The organism is Vibrio salilacus, assembly GCF_002811245.1.
GTDB classification, from domain to species: Bacteria; Pseudomonadota; Gammaproteobacteria; order Enterobacterales; family Vibrionaceae; genus Vibrio; species Vibrio salilacus.
In genome coordinates this window covers 23,209-43,462 of record NZ_NIVQ01000019.1, presented here as the reverse complement: position 1 = coordinate 43,462, position 20,254 = coordinate 23,209, and the positions used below count along the sequence as shown (strand labels likewise).

Below are 20,254 nucleotides of genomic sequence, written 5' to 3'. Positions count from 1 at the left end.
TCCTGACTTTTGCGCATGGGTTCAGCGTTAGCGTGAAAAAGTTCACGGTAGCAGTATCAAATTGTTCCCTCTTGATGAGTAACTAACGATCCCCTTTTCACCTAGAAGGGGATCGTTTTTAGCGTTGGCTTATTTAGACGTTTTGAACTCTGCAACCGCACTGTCCATTTCATTAGCTTGAGTTGAAACCAGGTCGACTTCGCTTAAACATTGTTGAGCAGAAGTCATATTACCTTCCGATATTGTATTTAGCTCAGTAATTGAGCCACTGACCTGATTCATTACAATTCCTTGCTCTTCAATGGCAGAAGCAATGCGTTCCGAGTTGGCTTGAATGGTTTCCATATCGTTGATGATTTGGCTGAGGCTACTATCGAGTGTACGAGAAGCCGCTAGTGTTTGGGCACCTTGCTCATTACATTGGTCAATATTCGTTACGACTTCAGCCATTTGATTCTGGATCGCGGAGACGACTTTAGTAATCTCTTCGGTTGATTGATGAGTTCGGCTCGCAAGCGCGCGTACCTCATCGGCAACCACTGCAAATCCTCGCCCTTGTTCACCAGCTCGAGCGGCTTCAATCGCGGCGTTAAGAGCTAATAAGTTAGTTTGTTCGGCAATCTCTTGGATAATGTTTACCGCATCACCAATTTTATCGACGTGATTGTTGAGTGAACCAATGGATTCTTGACTACTACCCAAGATTGAGGAGAGTTGGTCAATGTTGTTTACAGTGGAATTTACAACTTTACGCCCATTTTTAGCATTTATAGACGCTTGTTGTACCCCTTCAACGGCAACTGAAGTACTTTCAGAAATTTCATTAATAGTCAGTACCATTTCTTGAACCGATGTTGCCATCGTACCTGTATGATCGGCCTGGACATGGAATTGCTCAATGACATGTTGTAGCTCGTTATGCATACTAGACGTGCTGTGAGTGAGCTGCTTAGACTTTGTTTGCGAACCGGAAATTAATTCTTCGAACTTATCTAATAACATATTGAAATGATCGCCAATAACTGAAAGTTCGTCTTTCTTGGTTAAGTTGGCACGCAATGACACATTATTGGTTCGAGCAATCTCTTGAATCGCAAGGAGTAGATTTGCCACCTGTTGGTTAATGGTGCGCGAAATTTGGAAGATAAACCCGAAAATTATTAAAACGACTAAAGATGTGACCGCCATTTTTAGTGTTGCTATCTCAGCATTCGATTCGTTGGTTTGCGCTTCTAAAGCCTCTGAAAATGCCTTGAATTGTTCTTCTACGGTATGTGACAAGTTACGTGTATCGCCAAGTAATCCCTCGTTATATTTGAGGCCGATCGTTTTCGCCTGAGCGATATAATTTCTGGCTGCGGCGATCAGAGCTGTCGCATTGTTGGGCAACAAGTCAGGTGAGAGTACCCCTTGCGATACAGCGTTATCAAACTGAGATAAATTAACCAGTTCATCGCTCGATAAAGAAGGGCGAAGAGAGTCAAGTGCTTTGTTGTAGGCTCCAACAAGCTTTTCATTGCTAGCCAGTCCCAGCTGTTGATAAGCTTGCACCAGTTTATTAAAACCAGTTTGGTAGGTAGTAATATCTCGGCGCAGCTGTTGGCTAGAGGGGAGGTCTTGTTCTTTTACAATAACAGCGAGTTTTTCTTCAAGATCGAAGAAAGTCTGCATGTTTTTGTTGAATCGGTCCAAATATTTTACGTCTTTCCTCAATAAGAAGTCTTTTTCGTTTCGTCGCAAATTCAAAAGCCGAATCTCTAGATCTGCTACTAATAGGCTGGCTTGATGGAGTTGAGAAGTGGTTTGGGCAAATTGCGTGGTTGTAAAAACAATGGTTATGACACCAAATATGGCTACAACACCTAATGAATACAGTTTATTCTTGATATTCATAAGATTACCTTAGTTCGTTAATATTATTCATTTATTGGTATTAATCCAGATAGTAGTTGTTATTTATGGATGTATCAATTATCTCGACTCATTCTGCCCATGAATTTAAGTTAAATATCGAACTAGTTCGACTAAGAGAAGTAAATTTTGGAACGCATAGAAAAGTATCACGCATTAATATTTGATACGGACGGCACCTTGTTCGACAATAATAAGAGCCGCGCAAGCGGCTCTGTAGCATTAGCGATCCCAATAGGCCTCTTCAAGGCTATCTTCTCGCTCTGGTAGAGCTCTTGCGAGGCGAGGAGAGTGTTGGGTTAATACTTCATAGCTGACGCGGTTGGCGTACTTACAAATTTGCGACAACGACGAATAAGTCAGGTATGGCTGATCGTGTTTCGATGAGTTTGGAACATTAACCTGATGATGGCTGTTGGCCGCCATATCATGCAATAGTGCAGACAGCGCTGCATCGCCCGCGCCATTGGTGTTCTTTATTTCCAAGGGGCCACCGAGATACGGGCCAATGTGCGAATACACTTTTACAGGCGTTTGACAGTCAGCTTTGCGCATTGCACGACTAAACTCATATTTATTAAACTCAGGAATATTACCTGGAAGCAGCGGTAGCTCGGTTTCACGTTTGACGCTCTCCTCGGTGTAACCAGCCATGTATAAGCCAACCGCACCTGCAGTACAAAGCACCAGATCAACCCATTCAAGTGCTTTATCCGCAGCAAGTAGAGGATCTTTCTCTCCGGTGAGAGCTTCACTTTCTTCTTCGTTCATGGCAATAATCGAGATATTGTCCTTGATGTAATCTTGCCACCACTTGGCGTTTCCTTCGATCACCCATTTAGTACCTAACGTCAGAACAACAGGTACATTTTTCGCGTTGGCAATCTCAATGGCACGTGCGACCGCTTTCGGCATCGGATCTTCAGGTTTACCACGCATTAGATAAGAAGAAACCACTAAGGCTGAGGCTTTATCAAACACCTCTTCAGGAATGCTCTCAGGATGCAGTTGGTTCATGTGACCTTCGTTAATCGCGAAAGTACGTTCTCCATTTTCAGAAATCAGGGTGTAGCAACGGCCAATAGACCCTTCAACCATTTGCAAATGGTTAAGGTTCATGCGCGAAGAGGTGCGACATAAATAGCGGTAAGCAAATGAACCCACTTCAATATTACGAGACATGACGCCGAGTAGCACAGACTTGCTATCAGCAAGAACCGAGTAGTTGTGCAAGGTATTACCAATCGTGTCGCCAGGGTATTGGTGAGTAATTAGCTCGCGCTGAACAAGTTCTTCATATAACGCATCGGCTTTACTTTCTTCAAGAACCAGCGAATGGCCTTTACTCAGTCCATATTTGTTAAGAAATTCATCATCAACACGTGCTTCGATATCAACGATAGTTTGTCCTACACCCACGACAATAGGCCGATAAAGTTTTGGGGTCTGCTTGATCTGATTGACGAGTGGATCACGGGCGTGAGTAGGGAAGTAATGCTTAGATTTGCGCTGTCCGGGAAATTTCATGTTTAGAATAGAGTGAGAAATTTTCCCGGATGATATCACAAAAATGAAATGGTGCTTTCATATTTATTACATCAAAAGAGGCCGATTATGTATCGACATCACTAAGATGTTATTTTTCACCTAGATACGAACCGTATGCTTTAGTGCCCCACAGTGGAACCGTCGACAAGCTGTGTTTGAAGCTGCCAGAGGTCTCTTTAGTAGAGTAAGACAAATACATAATGGTCTGGTTTTCGACATCAAGAATACGGCGAATTTTCATGCTCTTGAAAAAGATACTTTTCGACTTCTTGAAAACCACTTCACCATCGTTTGACTTGTCGATTTTTGCGATCATCTCTGCTGTGATCTCGCCTGTTTGACGACAAGATATTGAGCTATCACTTGGATCTGCAAAACTGAAATCGGCTTCAATTGAGGCCACATGACAAGTTACGCCAGTGACGATTGGGTCTTGCATGTGATTGAGCTTGATGTCCTTCATCGTGAAAAGACCTAGGCTGACGTCTCCCACTTCGTCGCCTGAACACCCCATTAGGGCGGTTACGAGAGTTGTGGCTATCAATACCTTTTTGAACATGATGGTTTCTCCAGATGATTATGAGCTTTGTTTTGTGCTCACTATATCAGGTTTTAGATACTGATCGACCTATGATGACTAAAAGACTTGTGACCTCAAGTGGTTATCGAGTAAGCTTCCAACACACTTCTTGAATTTGCAACAGGCTTAATTCCTATCATGTCGATACCTAAGATCGCTGAAATCAAAAACCAATGGCTTTATCAGCAAGTGGAGGTTGAATTTCCGACCAAAGAAAGTATCGCAGGAATGGCATTGTACAAAGACGACCTTTCTCACCGTGATTTTGTTGCTTTGTCATCCGATCAACCTTTGAGTAATGAGTTTAATCAGGACGATATTTTCCAAGTCGACTTTCATCGCTTAACCGTGATGTTTGCGTTGCTTCAAGCCAGTCACTGGTCGCAAGAGCGTGAACAAGAGCTGATAGTTGAATTCCTTACTCAAATAATCTATTCACCGCCGTGTAATTTGTATATTGGATTCAGACAGGGTGAGCCAGTTGCGGCGGCGATCGTCACTAATGTTGATGAAAGCTTGTTGATCTCTGATCTGATCGTTAGCGCACACAGCAAAACGAGTGAGCAAGGATTTGTTGCGGCGTTGACCGCTAAGTTGTCAGATATTGTCGAGCAGGCTAACCAAGTTTTGATAGAGGTGAGACGTTAATCCATTCTTCTGCGACTGTTGTGCTACATCGATCCCAGCCAAACAGTGATTTAGCCTAAACTTCTGGGCTTGAAACAGTAGGTATCCAACAAACTGTTAAGCACATCATTTCATTGTCTTGTTTGTATCTTATTATTTGCTAACGGCAATAGATAGGATAATACGGATGACTGAGCCTAGGGCTAAATGCGTGATCTTCGATTGTGATGGAACACTGGTAGACAGTGAAAGACTGTGTTGTCTTGCTTTGTGCGCCACATTTAAAAAATTCAATGCCACATTGACCATGGATGAAGCAATCAAACATTTCGAAGGTGGCAAGTTGGCTGATATTCTTAGCGCGACCAAGCAACGTCTAGCAGTTAACGTCTCTATAGATAAGCTTGAGCCTGTATATCGAGAGATTTTAGATGCGCTATTTGAACAGAAGCTTAAGCCGATGGATGGTGTGTTCGAGCTGCTTGATTATTTGCAGCGCCACGGAATCGAATACTGTGTGGCCTCTAATGGGCCGAAAGTAAAAATTAGACGAAGTTTAGAGCTCACCGGATTATTGCCTTATTTTGAAGACCGGATATTCTCGGCATTTGATACCAACAGTTGGAAACCTGAACCAGATTTAGTGCTATACAGCGCAATGACTATGGGGTTTAGGCTTGAGGAGTGCATCTATATTGATGATACGCCAAAGGGCCTTGAAGCAGGGATCCGAGCGGGCGTTAAAACCGTGCAATTAGTCGGTCTTAACGATAAAGGCCACGACCAAACGATGCAGACCATCGACAATTTGCGGCAGTTAGAGCAAGTGCTTTAGCAAAACAATCTATAGACCTAGTGGCACTGTAGACTGATAAACTTAATAGACTTAGTGCGATGCGTTAATTCAGTCGGTGCAGGGGGGATTTTACTGACGCTTTCAAAGAATGAACCGCATTCTGCACACAACATATTATCGCTTTCTGATAGTAAATACTCTTGACTCCCACATAGCGGGCAGCACAAGGTTGTTTGTTCGGTAAGGTTACCATTCATAGTCAAATTCTCAGCAGCAAGATAATAATAATCTAATCGTTAATTATTTTTAGCTTAAGCGAATAATGCCTAGCTTTTAATCATTCTATCTTAGTCTAATAGCATTCTAAAAAGTGCGTTTAACCGAGAATTAACTCAAGAATGGGAAGCAATTCATATATTAAAAAATGCTTATGTACGTCGATTTTATGTTAACTGTTACATCAATCTGCCCGCGAATCACGCGGGCAACATAAATCTAACTTAAGTACGTTCGGCCAAATATGCCGTGTAGTCGGGGATCTCGATGAGTACTTCTTGCTCCATTAAATCCGATTCAATAATGAATTTAGCGGTTGCGCGATTGGTCGCGACAGGAATATTCCATACACTGGCGATGCGCAGTAGTGCTTTTACATCGGGATCGTGCGGAACGGCATTGAGTGGATCCCAAAAGAAAATCAGCGCATCTATTTTACATTCAGAGATTAGCGCACCAATTTGTTGGTCGCCGCCCATCGGGCCACTAATCATGCTTTTGATTGCAAGCCCAGTCTCTTTACTCAGCATATGACCAGTTGTGCCAGTTGCGTAAAGAAAGTGTCCCTGGAGCTTATGTTTATTTTCTGTCACCCAGCGCAGTAGCTCAGGTTTGTAATTGTCGTGCGCAACAAGGGCGATGTGTTTGTGTGCAGGTAGAGTGCGCGTTGTTTTTTCCATTTATAATTATTCCTAATTGTTTTCGTTATAGACGTAAAAAGTAGGTCGGTACTCTGAAGGTGATAAAGACTCGGAGATCACCTCAGGATTAAGTCGAAGTGGTGTTAGTGGCGCGATAATCGGCGCTGCTTGTTTTTCATATGGCAGGTCACGTAGATAATGAACCGCTTGTCGTATTGACAAACGACCTTGTCCAACCATTTTGTCGCTTGGGGCAAATTCTATCCGACCACGCAGTAATCCACGGTATACACCGTGACTTAAGTAGGTTGAGATCAAACCAATCGACCCGCTGTTACCACTGTTTCTTAGTTCGCTGACAGCGGCTTCAATCGCGACGGCACTGCCGACAATGTAGCGTACATTGTCAATATCAATTGCTTGCTGAACTAGGTTACGTTGTAATTCCTTGTCATTGTCAGCCCAGTAAGTATCACTCACCACAATATCGCTGTCTTTAATCGCTGCATAAAAGCCTTGTATCACGGGCTTGGTTCCACCGCTAGATTGTGGTCCAGGCAACAAGACGACAGAGGTAATACCGCTACCAGATGGGTGTTGGCTTTTTAAATACTCACCAGCGTAATAACCCATCCAATACCAATCGACCCCAACTTCGCCTTTAACGATGCTTCGATTGGATTTATCGGTAATGAGTTTATTCACGGTCGCGAATACGGGAATATCGTTGACCTCTTGACGCAGCGTGGTGGCAAACACATCCGGTGACACTGTACCGAGTATGATAGCGTCGGCTTGCCATTGGGTACACAGTGCGAGTTGTTCTCTCTGTTTATCAATATTGGGGTAGCCACCGGCCTCTAACACGCGCAGATCAACACCTTGCTTACGCGCTTCATCAACCATACCGTAATTAACCGACAACCAATAGGAGTCTTTCAGGTGCGGATAAACGGCGCAGATACGCTCGGCGGCATTTGTTGACACGGCAAAACAAGTCAACAGTAAGGTTACCATTAGTCGAGTGTATAATTTAGTTGTGAAGTTCAAAGGCATGCAGTAATTCGTTGGTAAAGGCAGCATAAACACTGCAAAATATAACCTATTATCGAAAAGTTAAGAAGTGATGAATCTCAATGTTACTCGCTAAAGCCAGTATTGGACGTAAGTTATTACTGGCCTTCCTTGCTATGGCGCTACTGGTGTTAACATCAGCGTTAATTGGTGTGTTTGGCTTTAGTTCGGTAGCGAAAACGGAGCACAATGTTGTTAACTCGGCTATTCCGTCGATGCTAGAAGCGCGACAGGTATCTGTATTGAGTTCAAAAATCATCTCTTCGGTCCAAACGTTATCTAATGCAAAAACAGAAGTTCAGCGTCAACAATCGGGTAAAGAATTATTTAACCGGTTGGAGTCGCTATTAACGCATATAAAACAGCTTGGCTCAGATTCGTTCGATTCTGAGTTGCTGGCAAGGCTTGAAAATAACGTACAAGGTGTCATCGATACCTTAGCAAAACTGGGGATCGCAGTAGAGAAACGCTTGGTGTTAAATCAACATCTTGTCGTGAAAACCGCGCAACTACGTGATTTCGCTCAAGAGCTGGAGCAGTTAACTCGCACACAAGTTGCAAATACTTCAACGATTGCGGTTGCCAATGTGACCCATATTTATTCTCTGCTCGAACAGCAAGATGTTGAAGATGTTTATCAAGCACTCGATGCCTTGGTTGAAGTCGATCTCGACCTTGCAGAACGTTTGCACGAATTTCATCTGTTGGCATTTAAATTACTCAATCATATTGAAGAAACACGCACAGTGTCGGATATCAATCGTATCCGTACTATTGCCGATGAGTTCAAACACAACCTCAAGATTATGAAACGTCGCGTGAACGCGGTTGAAGATCCGACGCGATCGATGCAAATGGTTGATTTACTCGTCAAGCTGCAATCACACTCGGACGTGTTTGATCTGCTTGTGCGTCGCGATGAGAATGAGCGCAATGCTCAACAATTAATGCAAGATACCTTGACGCAATTTACCACGCTCAACACAACAGTAAATAAACTGGTTGATGAGTCGAATTTGGCCACAACGCGTGCGGTCGACGAATTAAAAACCACTCTCGACTACGCCCAATTAACGCTTACTATTATTACTGTGTTAGGCATGGTGATCGTCGTTTTGATCGTTTGGAAGGTCGTCTATGTCTCGGTCGTAAAACGTCTTGCGGAGTATTCCTATGCGCTACTGTCTATTGCCAAAGGTCAGTTGCAAGTTGAGTTGAACATTAAGGGCAACGATGAGCTCGCACATATGGGCCACGCGATCATCACCGCGAGAAACACCGCGAAAGCACTCAAGGTTGTTGCTGAAAGCGAAACAAAAGCGAAACGAGAGCTCCAAGAGCATAAAGAGCATTTGGAAGAATTGGTTGCTGAGCGAACTCAGCAGCTACAGCTGGCGAATTTACGTTTGAATGAAGAAGTTGAAAATCATGCACATGCTCGCAGGGCCGCAGAGCAAGCCAGTCGAGCTAAAAGCGCTTTCCTTGCCACCATGAGTCATGAAATCCGAACGCCTATGAATGGTGTGTTGGGCACCGCACAGCTGTTGAAAGATGCCGGTCTCAACCCCCAGCAAAGTTATTATGTTGATGTGATCAATCGTAGCGGAACTCACTTACTGGCCATTCTTAATGATGTGCTGGATTATTCAAAAATTGAAGCCGGTCATTTAGAAATACGCCCAGTGAATTTTAATTTGTATGCGCTTGTTGATGACATTACCCGTCTACATGACGGACGTGCGCAGGAAAAATCAATTGAGCTTAGCAGTCTGATAGAAAGCGATGTTGCCAAGTTTTGGTTGGGCGATGTCAATCGAATTAGCCAGGTATTGAACAACCTCGTCGGTAATGCGATTAAGTTTACTGAAGGTGGTCATGTCGATATCTATGTCGCATGTGATCCACAGATACCGCAAAATATTACGTTTGAAGTAAGCGATACTGGGATAGGTATCGCTGAAGAAGCATTGCCGACGTTGTTTGATGCTTTCACTCAAGCCGGACCGAGCCACGCGAGCAAAGGGGGGACGGGACTAGGGCTCGCAATCAGTAAGCGAATTGTAGAGGCAATGGGCGGGCAACTTTATGTTGAGTCAACACGCCACAATGGCAGTCGTTTTTGGTTTACTGTGCCATTGCAGTTAGGTAAAGAGGTACGAGAGGTTGAAGTACCCCGTGACTGCAGCATTAAAGCAAAAGTGCTGCTGGTGGAAGATAACCCGGTAAACTGCCTAGTCGCAGAAGGTTTTCTTAACAGTATGGGACATGAAGTGAAAACCGCTGTCGATGGTGCCTGTGCGAAAGAGATGTTTGCCCGTGAATCATTTGACATTGCATTGCTTGACATCAATCTGCCAGATTGCAATGGTGTAGAACTGCTTGCAGAACTTAAACAGTATAAGAAGAGTGGGCACATCAACAGGGCAATACCAGTGATTGCACTCTCAGCACACGTTTACAACGAAGACGTAGCAAGCTATTTATCGGCAGGATTTGATGGTTACCTAGCTAAACCTATTGATAAAAGTGCATTGTACCAGCTGATTCAAAATAGTTTGGATGGCAAAAACTTACAGTTGGAACAAGATCGTCATCAACCAGTCAATGTAGAGGTGCCAACTGACACTGAGATCATTAACCCCAACGTGGTATTGGCTGATTTACAGGTGTTGGGTGAAGATAAAATGCGTGACCTTATTCAGTTGTTTGAACACGGGACAACGCAGATCTGCGCCGAGTTACAGTATGCTTACGATAATGGCAATGAACAGCAGGTCATTCAATTGGCGCATAAACTTAAAGGTTCTGCAGGCAGCCTAGGTTTGGGTGCGTTGTTTCAATTGTGTTTGAACATTGAGACGGCGTCACACCCTTTGAAAAGTTACCACGATCAGCAACACAATTTGCGCGAACTTGTTTTTGCCTCTTGTCAGGCTTTACACAAAACATTAAACACAGAGGTTGAATGAATCATTTAGAGTCCAAACAACTGGTAATGAACCCTATCACCGCGAAAGATTGGTCACTGTTCGAAAGACTGCATCAAGATGATGAAGTGATTCGCTATGCCTTTGATAAACCGACTACTGATGACATTCGTCAGCGTTTTGAATCGCGTTTGCCTGTATGGCGTTGGCCAGACAAACATTGGTTGTGTTTAGTGATTCGCGAGAAGACGACGGGAGAGGCGATTGGTGTGACGGGATTATGTGTTTCTGAACAAAACCAACAGCAAGTGGAAGTCGGCTATCTTTTGTTGCCAGAGTTTCATGGTAAAGGCTATGGGACAGAATCTCTGATCACGCTTATCCAACATGCAGCAAATCAACTACCGATAACAATCGTTAACGCCATTGTCACCGATGGTAATGTCGCTTCATGTAAAGTTCTTGAAAAAGCGGGTTTTTCTCTCAAAGAGCGAGAAAAAAATGCTTATCAGATTGGCGGCAAGTATTACGATGACTTGATTTATTGCTATCAGGTTTAATCAACAATGTCAGATCACGGTTAGGTGGACTTTTATTAACCTATGATCGTATTTTATTAACCTATGATCGTATTTTGTTGAGCTAAGATGGTAAAAAAGCAGCGTAAGCTGCTTTTTTACTTAGAACTGAATTAGCGTTAGCTAATCGCAAGCTCAAGGATTTTGCGACTTTGGGTTAAATCAATCGCTTGATTCTCACCTAAAGCGACCATACCGTGTTGCTCTAATTGCTTAACAACAGTATCAACCGCTTCCTGCTTAGTACCCTGATAACCATTAAACTGAGTATCGACACCAAGCGAAAAGTAGAATGCCTCTATTGCTTTAATGGTCTCTTCAGCTAGATTGTCACAGTCAGCAAAGCCAAAGACATTTTTGCCCATTTGCTCAAGTTTGGCTTGCTTCACGGCAAACTGATTACGCAATAGCGAAGGTTGTACAATAGCCAATGATCTCGCATGGTCGACTGCCCAAAGAGCGGTAAACTCATGGCCGATCATATGCGTTGCCCAGTCTTGCGCAACACCCGAACCGATCAGACCGTTTAGAGCTTGGTTCGCTGTCCACATCAGGTTAGCACGCCATTGATCGTTATCACGAGCGTCAAATTGTTCACCCAGTGTCTTTAAGTTACGCAATAATGCTTCAGCATAACCGTCTTGAACCATTGCACCGTGGTCAGTGGTCAGGTACTGCTCGCACACGTGTACCCACGCGTCAACGATGCCGTTGATCAACTGCTTTTCAGGCAACGTTTTCATTACATCAGGGTCCATCACGGCAAACTTAGGCTGCACGTGAGGCGTCATAAACGGAAGTTTATCGTGAGTTTCAGCTTTGGTAACCACCGCACCCATATTCGACTCAGAACCCGTCGCGGGTAGGGTTAGAATTGCGCCAATTGGAATCGCTGCTGTCACTTGGTGTTTGCCAACCATAATGTCCCAGCCGTCACCGTCATATTTTGCGGCAGCGGCGACATATTTTGAACCATCGATAACAGAGCCACCACCAACAGCAAGAATAAAGTCAATGTCTTGTTCTTTGGCGATCGCGACAGCTTTGTCGAGGGTTTCTTTGGTCGGATTTGGCTCGACACCAGAAAACTCAGACCATTGATGATGAGCAAGTGCTTGGCTGACTTGGTCATAAACGCCATTGCGTTTGATAGAGCCACCACCATAGATCACCAAAACTTTCTGATCGGTTGGAATCACCGATTCAATCGTTTTGATTTGGCCTTGACCGAAATGAATTTGTGTTGGATTTACGTAGGAAAATTGCATGGTAATTTTGCCTCTTGCTTCCGTGTTGGAATGTATTGTTTAACTTCATTGTGCATATTAGTCTTGACTTTGGTCTAGATAAAGGTCAATTTCTCTGAATGTTTTGCCTATTTCTATTTTTTAATGAAAGAGAGTATTTACTTATGTCTTTGGCTGATTGGATGAAGCTCTATGTTGAGCAAAAAAATCTATCGAATTTAGAAGGGATCACCACGACGGAAATCGACGGCGTTCATTTCTACCGCAGCAGTCAAGGTAATCAACGTCAGCCTTTCGTTTATCAATCCGGTTTGATTGTTTTGGGCCAAGGAACTAAAAACATCTATCTTGGTAACCAACCTGTACATTATGGCCCCGATGACTATTTAGTGGTCGGTGTACCTATGCCGCTTGAGTGTGAAGCGATCACTGATAATGGTGAACCTTTGCTAGGATTGAGTATTGATATTGACGCACAAGTTTTACATCGGCTAGTTAACAAGCTTGAAACGCGAGGTAGCTACAAACCATGTAAAGACTCAGGAGCTAAGTCAGGTTTAAAATCAGTCGCAATGGACAATGAAATGCTCGATGTGTGTCAACGTTTAATGAAAGCGCTGTGTAACCCTATAGAGGCTTCAATCTTGGGCGATAGCTTAATGGAAGAAGTCACTTTTCGTGCGCTGATGAGTAAAGAAGGACACGTATTGTTTGACTTGGCGCGTCATGAAGGTCATTACGCGCGCGTGGCTAAAGCATTAGATTATCTGCATAGGAACTACACCAGTACAGTCACAGTGCAAGATCTTGCCCAAACCGCCAATATGAGTGTTTCCGCGTTTCATCAAGCATTCAGAAGCGTCACATTGGCGTCACCGATTCAATACATTAAAAAAGTTCGTCTCAATAAAGCGCGTGAGTTAATTCAATTAGAAGGTGTAAAGGTGGGAGATGCGGCGCGTTTAGTCGGGTACAACAGTACATCGCAGTTCTCGCGTGAATTCAAGCGTCATTTCAACTTAACACCGACCGAAAACAGTGTTGGTTAAAATAGGGAAATGCTTTTTAACACTCTTTACTGTGTTTTTTTTCTTTAGTTTTAGTAGGATAAGCAAAGAGAACTATTCTCGTTACCCCTATAGGAGATCTAGTCAATCTTCTAGCTATAAGCCTCTTTATGTTGAAATGAAGAGGCTTATTTTTATCGATCGAATTAAATAGAAAATTAGTTATCGATACAAAATAAGTGTGATGTTGTTGCAAATGAGATCACTCTGTTTGCGAGGCATTTTGGATTGTCACGATTATTATCGTGTTATTTTCTCGATCTTATCTACTGTTATTTCACGAAGTGTTTTAAGTGTTCAATGCAAGATTGAATAAATTTAGCATTTATAAACAATAACTTAAGGATGGATCACAATGCACAAGTCAAAAGTGAACATGGCTAAGAGAGTTTTTACTCTGAGTACGCTTAGCGCATCGTGTTTGATGGCGTTCAACAGTTACGCGGCGATTGATTGCGCCACATTGGGTGATTGGGACTCAGCAACAATTTACAATACGGGTGATCAGGTCGCATATTCAGGTCAAGCTTACCAGGCCAATTATTGGACGCAAGGAAATGATCCACTACAAACCTCAGGTGAGTGGGGGCACTGGAAGCGTCTAGGCAGTTGTGACACAGGAGCGTCAAACCAAGCCCCAACGATCAGTTTGACGGCGCCATTAGCCAACGCTGCTTTTAGCGAAGGTGAAGTAGTGACACTATCGGCCGATGCGCTAGACACAGATGGCGAGGTGGTTAACGTTGAGTTCTTACTTGATGGAGTGGTGATTGCACAAGTCAGTAGCGCACCTTATGTTTCATCATGGGTTGCTAGCGTGGGCTCGCATCAAATTAGTGCAGTGGCTACCGACGATAAAGGGGCAACCAGTGTATTCAGTAGTGCTGGCATTCTTGTTGATAGTGCAACGCCCGGTAATGAAGCTCCGAATGTTGATCTTACTTTGTCTGCAACAATTGTTGATGTCGGCAGTGTGGTTACCTTATCGGCCAATGCCGTTGACAGCGATGGCACCATTGATAAGGTAGATTTCTATGTTGCTGGCACACTAGTCGGCAGCGCAGCGGCAGCGCCTTATCGTTTAGACTACACCACCACCCGCTCTGGCACTATGGCCGTTTATGCTAAAGCAACCGACAACGTGGGGGCGAGCACAAACTCGATATCTACAAATCTCAAAGTTAACGACTTACCAACGGTGTCAAATTGTCGTCCTGATGGCTTGTATCAAACTCAAGGTATTGATGTCCCATACTGCACTATTTACGACGAAGAAGGTCGCGAATTAATGGGTGCCGATCATCCAAGACGTGTCATTGGTTACTTCACCAGTTGGCGTTCAGGGGACGATCCTCAAGCGGCTTATTTAGTCAAAGATATTCCATGGGAACAGCTAACACATATCAACTATGCCTTTGTTGGCATAGGTTCTGACGGTAAGGTTAACCTAGGTGATGTGAATGATCCGAATAACGCCGCAACGGGTAAAGAGTGGCCAGGGGTAGAGATTGACCCTACATTGGGTTTCAAAGGTCACTTTGGTGCGTTAGCGACCTACAAAAAACGTTTTGACGTCAAGACACTTATTTCTATTGGTGGTTGGGCTGAAACGGGTGGTCACTTTGGTGCAGATGGTAATCGTGTTGCTGATGGCGGCTTCTATACCATGACCACCAATGCTGACGGTTCAATCAACCATGCCGGTATTGACAAATTTGCTGCATCAGCGGTTGAAATGATGCGCACTTATCAATTTGACGGCTTAGATATCGACTATGAGTATCCGACCTCTATGGCTGGCGCGGGAAATCCATACGATAAAGATTTCATGGAACCTCGTCGTCAATACTTGTGGGCATCTTATCAAGAGTTGATGAAAGTGCTGCGTGAAAAATTGGATGTTGCTTCAGCGCAAGATGGTCACCACTACATGCTGACGATTGCCGCACCATCATCGGGTTATCTGTTACGTGGTATGGAAACATTTGATGTTACGAAGTACCTCGACTATGTCAATATCATGTCTTACGACTTACATGGCGCTTGGAATGATCATGTCGGCCATAACGCAGCATTGTACGATACAGGCGAAGACTCAGAGTTAGCGCAATGGAACGTTTATGATACCGCTGCCTATGGTGGCATTGGTTATCTTAATACTGACTGGGCTTATCACTATTTCCGTGGCTCAATGCCAGCGGGCCGTATTAATATTGGTGTCCCTTACTATACGCGTGGTTGGCAAGGCGTGACGGGTGGCACCAATGGCTTATGGGGACGAGCCGCGCTTCCTGATCAAACTCAGTGTCCACAAGGTACCGGTGAAGGCGAAAAGAACAATTGTGGTAACGGTGCAATAGGCATTGATAACATGTGGCACGATACCGATCCGAAAGGTAACGAAATGGGGGCGGGCTCAGGTCCAATGTGGCATGCGAAGAACCTCGAGAACGGTATTTTTGGTTCGTATGCTCAGGCGTATAATCTTGATCCTATCAATAATGCCGATGATCGTTTAGTGGGGAACTATTCTCGCCACTATGACAGCGTAGCCGTTGCCCCTTGGCTCTGGAACGCCGAGAAGGGGGTATTTCTTTCTACTGAAGATCAAGCATCGGTATCGGTTAAAGCTGACTACGTTATCGACAAAGAAATTGGCGGCATTATGTTCTGGGAGCTGGCGGGCGACTATAACTGTTATGTACTCGATGCGAACGGGCAACGTGGCGCGGTTGATACCACTGAGCAAGCGTGTCAGAGCGGTAACGGTGAATACCACATGGGTAACACCATGACCAAAGCGATGTACGACAAGTTTAAATCCGCAACCCCATATGGTAATAAAGTTGCAACCAGTGCGATTGCAAGTGAAACGGTTGATATTGACGTGGCAATTGGTGGCTTTAAAGTCGGCGATCAAAACTACCCAATCAATCCAAAAGTGACCTTTACGAATAATACTGGTCAAGCCATTCCTGGTGGGACTGAGTTCCAATTTGATATTCCGGTTTCGGCACCAGACAATGCCAAAGATCAATCCGGAGGCGGGTTGGCCGTCATCGCATCGGGTCATTCACGAGCAAATAACGTTGGTGGTTTAGACGGTACGATGCACCGAGTTGCGTTTAGCCTGCCGGCATGGAAAGAGTTACCCGCAGGTGGTAGCTATGAACTCGATATGGTGTATTACTTGCCAATTTCGGGACCTGCCAATTATTCAGTCAATCTTAGCGGAGTCGATTACGCCTTTAAGTTCGAACAACCGGACTTGCCTGTTGCTGATTTATCTGCGGGGAACGGTGATCCTTCAGGTGGTGACAACGGTGGCGATACCGGCGGAGATACTGGCTCTGGTAGTGTGACACCCTGGCAACCTGGTGTCACTCAAGCGACGAACGGTGAAACCTATTCGTACAACGGCAAGTGTTTTGTCGCGCAAAATAGCCCAGGAACGTGGGAGTCACCGACTCAGTCAAACTGGTTCTGGAATGAGGTTCCTTGCTCGTAACTGGTAAATAAACACACGGCCTTGGTATACCCAAGGCCTTTTTTTTTCGGTATTAAAACTGGTAACTCTCAGGGACAACAACAATGCCGCTTTCTGAAATGTGAAAGCGTTTCGCGTCTTCGACTCGATTCAATCCAATTTCTGTGTGCGCTGGGATCTTGACGTGTTTATCAATGATACAGTTAACTAATTTACACCCTTCACCAACGTTGACACTGCCAAATAAAATACTGTCTACGATCGTTGCGCTGTCTTCAATCTGTACGTTGGATGAGATAATTGAGTGTTGTACTGAGCCGCCGGAATTAATCACACCACTGGCAATGATCGAGTTAATAAAGATACCTTCATTCCCCGTTGCCGAAGAGACCGTGCGCGCTGGCGGTAGTTGGGCTTCATAGGTGCGAATCCCCCAATTGGATTGATACAGATTCATGGGGGGAACGGGTTCAAGTAAATCCATATTGGCTTGATAAAATGAATCTATCGTGCCGACATCGCGCCAATAGCAATCACGTGCCACACGCCCTCGATCAGAGCAGAAGTTGTAAGTATAAACTTGTTGTTCATCAATTAGCTTTGGAATGACGTCATGACCAAAATCGTGCGACGACTGTGGGTCATTAGCGTCTTGGCGTAAAACACGACGTAGGGTGTCTATTTCGAAGATATAAATCCCCATCGACGCCAAACACTTTTCACTATTATTTGGCATAGGTTGAGGTGACCGGGGCTTTTCAGTGAACGTTTCAACTCGATCCTGCTCGTTGATCGACAACACTCCGAATGACGACGCCTCTTTGAGAGGGACGGCCATCGAGGCGATGGTCAGTTTGGCGTCATTTTCAATATGAGTCTTTAACATTTCGGCGTAATCCATACGATAAATGTGATCGCCAGATAGGACAATCACATGTTTCGCTTCACTGCGTTCCAGTAGCCACAAATTGTGATAGATCGCGTCCGCTGTCCCTTCGTACCATTTACCACCACCACGCATTTGTGGAGGAACAACGGTGATAAACTCGCCAAGCTCTGGATTGAAAATAGACCAGCCATCGCGGAGGTGTTTTTGCAATGAATGCGATTTGTATTGGGTCAAAACGAGGATTTGGCGCAGCCCTGAGTGAAGGCAGTTAGTAAGGGTAAAATCAATGATTCGATATTTGCCCCCAAATGGAACAGCTGGTTTGGCACGGTCATCAGTTAGGGGGCTTAATCGTGAACCCATACCGCCAGCTAGTATAACGGTGAGTACATCTTGCATGAGTATCTCCATATAGCGCATCGAGGAAGGAATGTAGCTATTAAGCGTAGTTCAAGAATTGAGCCAATAACAAAACGACCTTGGCATAAGAGATAGAGGCGGGCGAAGTGAAAGCATTGATACTTTATGGTGCACTCGTTAGTGCAAGCGCACCAAAATTAAGCAATAGTATCGGCTTCGCTGGCTGAAAACACTGAAACTTGATTGCGACCGAGAGATTTTGACTCGTACAAAGCGATGTCGGCGCGTTTGTAGGTCTCTTTGGCTGAGGCTGAGATCTCTGTTAGTCCAACACTGATCGTGATGTTGAGTTCATTTTCTAAATTAATGGCGATGCGAATGCGGTTTAACACCATTTCCGCTTCGTTCAATTCGGTGTGTGGCATAATGATCGCAAATTCCTCGCCACCAATACGAGCGACAAGGTCTGTTTCCCTGAGGTGATGTTTTAGACTACGAGCCACTTCTTGAATGACCTCGTCACCCTTATCGTGACCATATTTATCATTGATGCGTTTAAAGTGATCGATATCAATCAAAGCCAAGGTCGAGGTTTCGTGCTTTCTATAGCGTTTAATCCGAGATACTTGAATTTGCATCTCTGAGTCAAATTTGCGGCGATTCCACAAGGCAGTCATTGAATCTTTCTCACTCAGTTCGCGTAAGCGGTCTTCGAGTTCTTTACGATGTGAGATATCAACGAAGGAGGCAACGTAGAACTGAATAGTACCACGGCGGTCTTTGATGGTTTGGATTCTCAATATTTCTGTGATCAGTGAACCGTCTCGACGCTTATTGATCACTTCGCCTTCCCAAAGGCCTTGCTCTTCCAATACTTTCCACATGTTCATGTAGAACTGCTGTTGGTGTTTTCCTGAGGCAAATACCGAAGGTGGCTTGCCTTTGACATCGTTAAGGGTATAACCACTTACGCGAGTAAATTCGCTGTTGACTTGTATGATGCGGTTATTGCGGTCAGTGATAACAACGGCAGACATGCCGTTCATTGCTGCGCGGGCGATCTTACTGTCTAAACTGTTTTTAATGTGGTTATGATTCCACACCACGAAAGTAAAGCTGAGTAAGAACAAAATAATGAAAATAAAACTGGCTTGAATGTAAAGGGCTCTGCTCTCTAAATCGGTGAACGCTTGAGCTTGAGAAAAATCGGTAGTGATGAAAAAAGTCAGTTTTTTTATGTTGTCAATCTTGTCAAACATTGCTGTAGTGAAAGAGATCCAACCTTGGCTTGAACGAAAGGTGCCTGAATCACGCTCATTAATCATCTGCCATAGCTTAGGATATTGCAGTGCAATGTTGGCTTGTTCATTGGCAGCAATTAAGTGGCCCATAATCCCCTGATTATTTGGAGACATGATGTAATAGCCATCGTTGTTGACAATATTAGGTAGATAATCGCTATTGCGTTTATACGCTAGCCCGCGGTAGATACGTGTAAGGTCAAGATTCGCGATAAAGTAACCCGCGCGCTTGCCATTGATCGAAAGCGGGTAGATCACCCGATAGGCTGGAGTAAGCGGAGTGGTAATCTCTCCATATTCTGACTCAAGATCAATGCCAAATTCACCCACTTCATCATTTGTTAATGTTTGAGCGTATTTAAAAAAGCTTCGATCGCCTTTAAATTGTAACTGCTGTAACGGCACGATTTCATCATTATTTTGGCTGCTGTTGATCCGCACAACTTCCATTCCTTGCGCGTCAATAAAACGAAGATGAGAGTAGTAGCCTTGGGTACGAACAATGAGTAACCAAAAGGCTTGCAGCGCTTGGATATTCTCTTGGTTTGGTTGTTGTAGCACCTTATCTAACATACTGTTATTCGATAGATACTGTAGTGAGGTAGAGACTTCTGTCAACGATGTTTGCAGTTCAGCTTTTGAGTACTCGAGCTTGTTACGGTTGAGCTGCTCAACGTATTGTTGTGTTTTAGTATCAAGTTGGTTGAATTGACTATAAAAATAAAGAAATGGAACAAGTGCCAATATAGAGAACACGACTAAGAACTGGAAAATGAGTTTGTATTGGCTTTTATTCATTGGGAAATAATCGGTTATTTGGCAGTAATATCAACAACATCTTAACTAAGATAGATTTTGATTGCTGTGAGCGCGATTGAATATTGTGCGGTTAACCACGGTGGTTATTGATTTGTGTCGGTACAGCTCTATTTGAAGTAAAAAAAG

Annotated in this window: 14 protein-coding genes; 6 read left to right on the top strand and 8 right to left on the bottom strand. The window is 44.1% G+C overall.

Annotation, left to right across the window (positions count from 1 at the left end; translation table 11 throughout):
* Positions 1 to 129 precede the first annotated feature (129 nt).
* From CDZ87_RS12925 to CDZ87_RS12915, 3 genes are all read right to left on the bottom strand, one after another.
* Entirely contained in the window at positions 130 to 1,893 is a 1,764-nt protein-coding gene (locus CDZ87_RS12925) for a methyl-accepting chemotaxis protein (RefSeq protein WP_100753915.1), read from the bottom strand.
* Between the two features lie 240 nt (positions 1,894 to 2,133).
* Entirely contained in the window at positions 2,134 to 3,438 is a 1,305-nt protein-coding gene (locus CDZ87_RS12920) for an inosine/guanosine kinase (protein ID WP_100753914.1), read from the bottom strand.
* A gap of 109 nt (positions 3,439 to 3,547) precedes the next feature.
* Complete coding sequence (locus tag CDZ87_RS12915) at positions 3,548 to 4,018, bottom strand: CreA family protein (RefSeq protein ID WP_038176508.1); 471 nt, start codon at positions 4,016 to 4,018, stop codon at positions 3,548 to 3,550.
* 159 nt (positions 4,019 to 4,177) lie between these two features.
* Here CDZ87_RS12915 and CDZ87_RS12910 point away from each other — a divergent pair, with 159 nt between their 5' ends.
* Positions 4,178 to 4,687 (top strand): flavodoxin, encoded by a 510-nt coding sequence (locus CDZ87_RS12910; RefSeq protein WP_100753913.1) that lies wholly within the window; start codon positions 4,178 to 4,180, stop codon positions 4,685 to 4,687.
* Between the two features lie 166 nt (positions 4,688 to 4,853).
* Positions 4,854 to 5,501 carry an HAD-IA family hydrolase gene (locus tag CDZ87_RS12905; RefSeq protein ID WP_100753912.1) on the top strand — a complete coding sequence of 216 codons (648 nt, stop codon included), beginning with the start codon at positions 4,854 to 4,856 and terminating at the stop codon, positions 5,499 to 5,501.
* A 461-nt stretch (positions 5,502 to 5,962) separates the two neighbouring features.
* Here CDZ87_RS12905 and CDZ87_RS12895 read toward each other — a convergent pair whose 3' ends face one another.
* Both CDZ87_RS12895 and torT read right to left on the bottom strand, forming a co-directional pair.
* Positions 5,963 to 6,418 (bottom strand): methylglyoxal synthase, encoded by a 456-nt coding sequence (locus CDZ87_RS12895; protein ID WP_100753910.1) that lies wholly within the window; start codon positions 6,416 to 6,418, stop codon positions 5,963 to 5,965.
* A 12-nt stretch (positions 6,419 to 6,430) separates the two neighbouring features.
* On the bottom strand, positions 6,431 to 7,396 hold the full coding sequence (gene torT / locus CDZ87_RS12890) for a TMAO reductase system periplasmic protein TorT (protein ID WP_245834714.1): 966 nt from the start codon (positions 7,394 to 7,396) through the stop codon (positions 6,431 to 6,433).
* A gap of 119 nt (positions 7,397 to 7,515) precedes the next feature.
* Between torT and torS the strand changes: the two genes are divergently transcribed.
* Both torS and CDZ87_RS12880 read left to right on the top strand, forming a co-directional pair.
* Positions 7,516 to 10,422, top strand: a complete 2,907-nt coding sequence (gene torS / locus CDZ87_RS12885; RefSeq protein WP_100753908.1) for a TMAO reductase system sensor histidine kinase/response regulator TorS — start codon at positions 7,516 to 7,518, stop codon at positions 10,420 to 10,422.
* Complete coding sequence (locus CDZ87_RS12880) at positions 10,419 to 10,940, top strand: GNAT family N-acetyltransferase (protein ID WP_100753907.1); 522 nt, start codon at positions 10,419 to 10,421, stop codon at positions 10,938 to 10,940. Before torS ends, CDZ87_RS12880 begins: the two co-directional genes overlap by 4 nt.
* Positions 10,941 to 11,077: 137 nt before the next feature.
* Here CDZ87_RS12880 and CDZ87_RS12875 read toward each other — a convergent pair whose 3' ends face one another.
* A complete protein-coding gene (locus tag CDZ87_RS12875) occupies positions 11,078 to 12,226 on the bottom strand; it encodes an iron-containing alcohol dehydrogenase (protein WP_100753906.1) in 1,149 nt (382 codons plus the stop codon).
* 143 nt (positions 12,227 to 12,369) lie between these two features.
* On the opposite strand from CDZ87_RS12875, the gene CDZ87_RS12870 reads away from it, so the two are divergent.
* Positions 12,370 to 13,254 (top strand): AraC family transcriptional regulator, encoded by an 885-nt coding sequence (locus tag CDZ87_RS12870; RefSeq protein ID WP_100753905.1) that lies wholly within the window; start codon positions 12,370 to 12,372, stop codon positions 13,252 to 13,254.
* A gap of 373 nt (positions 13,255 to 13,627) precedes the next feature.
* Entirely contained in the window at positions 13,628 to 16,780 is a 3,153-nt protein-coding gene (locus CDZ87_RS12865; RefSeq protein ID WP_100753904.1) for a chitinase C-terminal domain-containing protein, read from the top strand.
* A 52-nt stretch (positions 16,781 to 16,832) separates the two neighbouring features.
* Here the strand turns inward: CDZ87_RS12865 and glgC are convergent, their stop codons facing one another.
* Positions 16,833 to 18,059 carry a glucose-1-phosphate adenylyltransferase gene (glgC, locus tag CDZ87_RS12860; RefSeq protein ID WP_100753903.1) on the bottom strand — a complete coding sequence of 409 codons (1,227 nt, stop codon included), beginning with the start codon at positions 18,057 to 18,059 and terminating at the stop codon, positions 16,833 to 16,835.
* 146 nt (positions 18,060 to 18,205) lie between these two features.
* A complete protein-coding gene (locus CDZ87_RS12855; RefSeq protein WP_100753902.1) occupies positions 18,206 to 20,107 on the bottom strand; it encodes a sensor domain-containing diguanylate cyclase in 1,902 nt (633 codons plus the stop codon).
* Positions 20,108 to 20,254: the final 147 nt, after the last annotated feature.

What these genes read in the sequence shown, in the direction of transcription:
- CDZ87_RS12925 (WP_100753915.1), bottom strand. Translation starts at nt 1,893, where the DNA reads ATGAATATCAAGAATAAACTGTATTCATTAGGTGTTGTAGCCATATTT.
- CDZ87_RS12920 (WP_100753914.1), bottom strand. Translation starts at nt 3,438, where the DNA reads ATGAAATTTCCCGGACAGCGCAAATCTAAGCATTACTTCCCTACTCAC.
- CDZ87_RS12915 (WP_038176508.1), bottom strand. Translation starts at nt 4,018, where the DNA reads ATGTTCAAAAAGGTATTGATAGCCACAACTCTCGTAACCGCCCTAATG.
- CDZ87_RS12910 (WP_100753913.1), top strand. Translation starts at nt 4,178, where the DNA reads ATGTCGATACCTAAGATCGCTGAAATCAAAAACCAATGGCTTTATCAG.
- CDZ87_RS12905 (WP_100753912.1), top strand. Translation starts at nt 4,854, where the DNA reads ATGACTGAGCCTAGGGCTAAATGCGTGATCTTCGATTGTGATGGAACA.
- CDZ87_RS12895 (WP_100753910.1), bottom strand. Translation starts at nt 6,418, where the DNA reads ATGGAAAAAACAACGCGCACTCTACCTGCACACAAACACATCGCCCTT.
- torT (WP_245834714.1), bottom strand. Translation starts at nt 7,396, where the DNA reads ATGGTAACCTTACTGTTGACTTGTTTTGCCGTGTCAACAAATGCCGCC.
- torS (WP_100753908.1), top strand. Translation starts at nt 7,516, where the DNA reads ATGTTACTCGCTAAAGCCAGTATTGGACGTAAGTTATTACTGGCCTTC.
- CDZ87_RS12880 (WP_100753907.1), top strand. Translation starts at nt 10,419, where the DNA reads ATGAATCATTTAGAGTCCAAACAACTGGTAATGAACCCTATCACCGCG.
- CDZ87_RS12875 (WP_100753906.1), bottom strand. Translation starts at nt 12,226, where the DNA reads ATGCAATTTTCCTACGTAAATCCAACACAAATTCATTTCGGTCAAGGC.
- CDZ87_RS12870 (WP_100753905.1), top strand. Translation starts at nt 12,370, where the DNA reads ATGTCTTTGGCTGATTGGATGAAGCTCTATGTTGAGCAAAAAAATCTA.
- CDZ87_RS12865 (WP_100753904.1), top strand. Translation starts at nt 13,628, where the DNA reads ATGCACAAGTCAAAAGTGAACATGGCTAAGAGAGTTTTTACTCTGAGT.
- glgC (WP_100753903.1), bottom strand. Translation starts at nt 18,059, where the DNA reads ATGGAGATACTCATGCAAGATGTACTCACCGTTATACTAGCTGGCGGT.
- CDZ87_RS12855 (WP_100753902.1), bottom strand. Translation starts at nt 20,107, where the DNA reads ATGAATAAAAGCCAATACAAACTCATTTTCCAGTTCTTAGTCGTGTTC.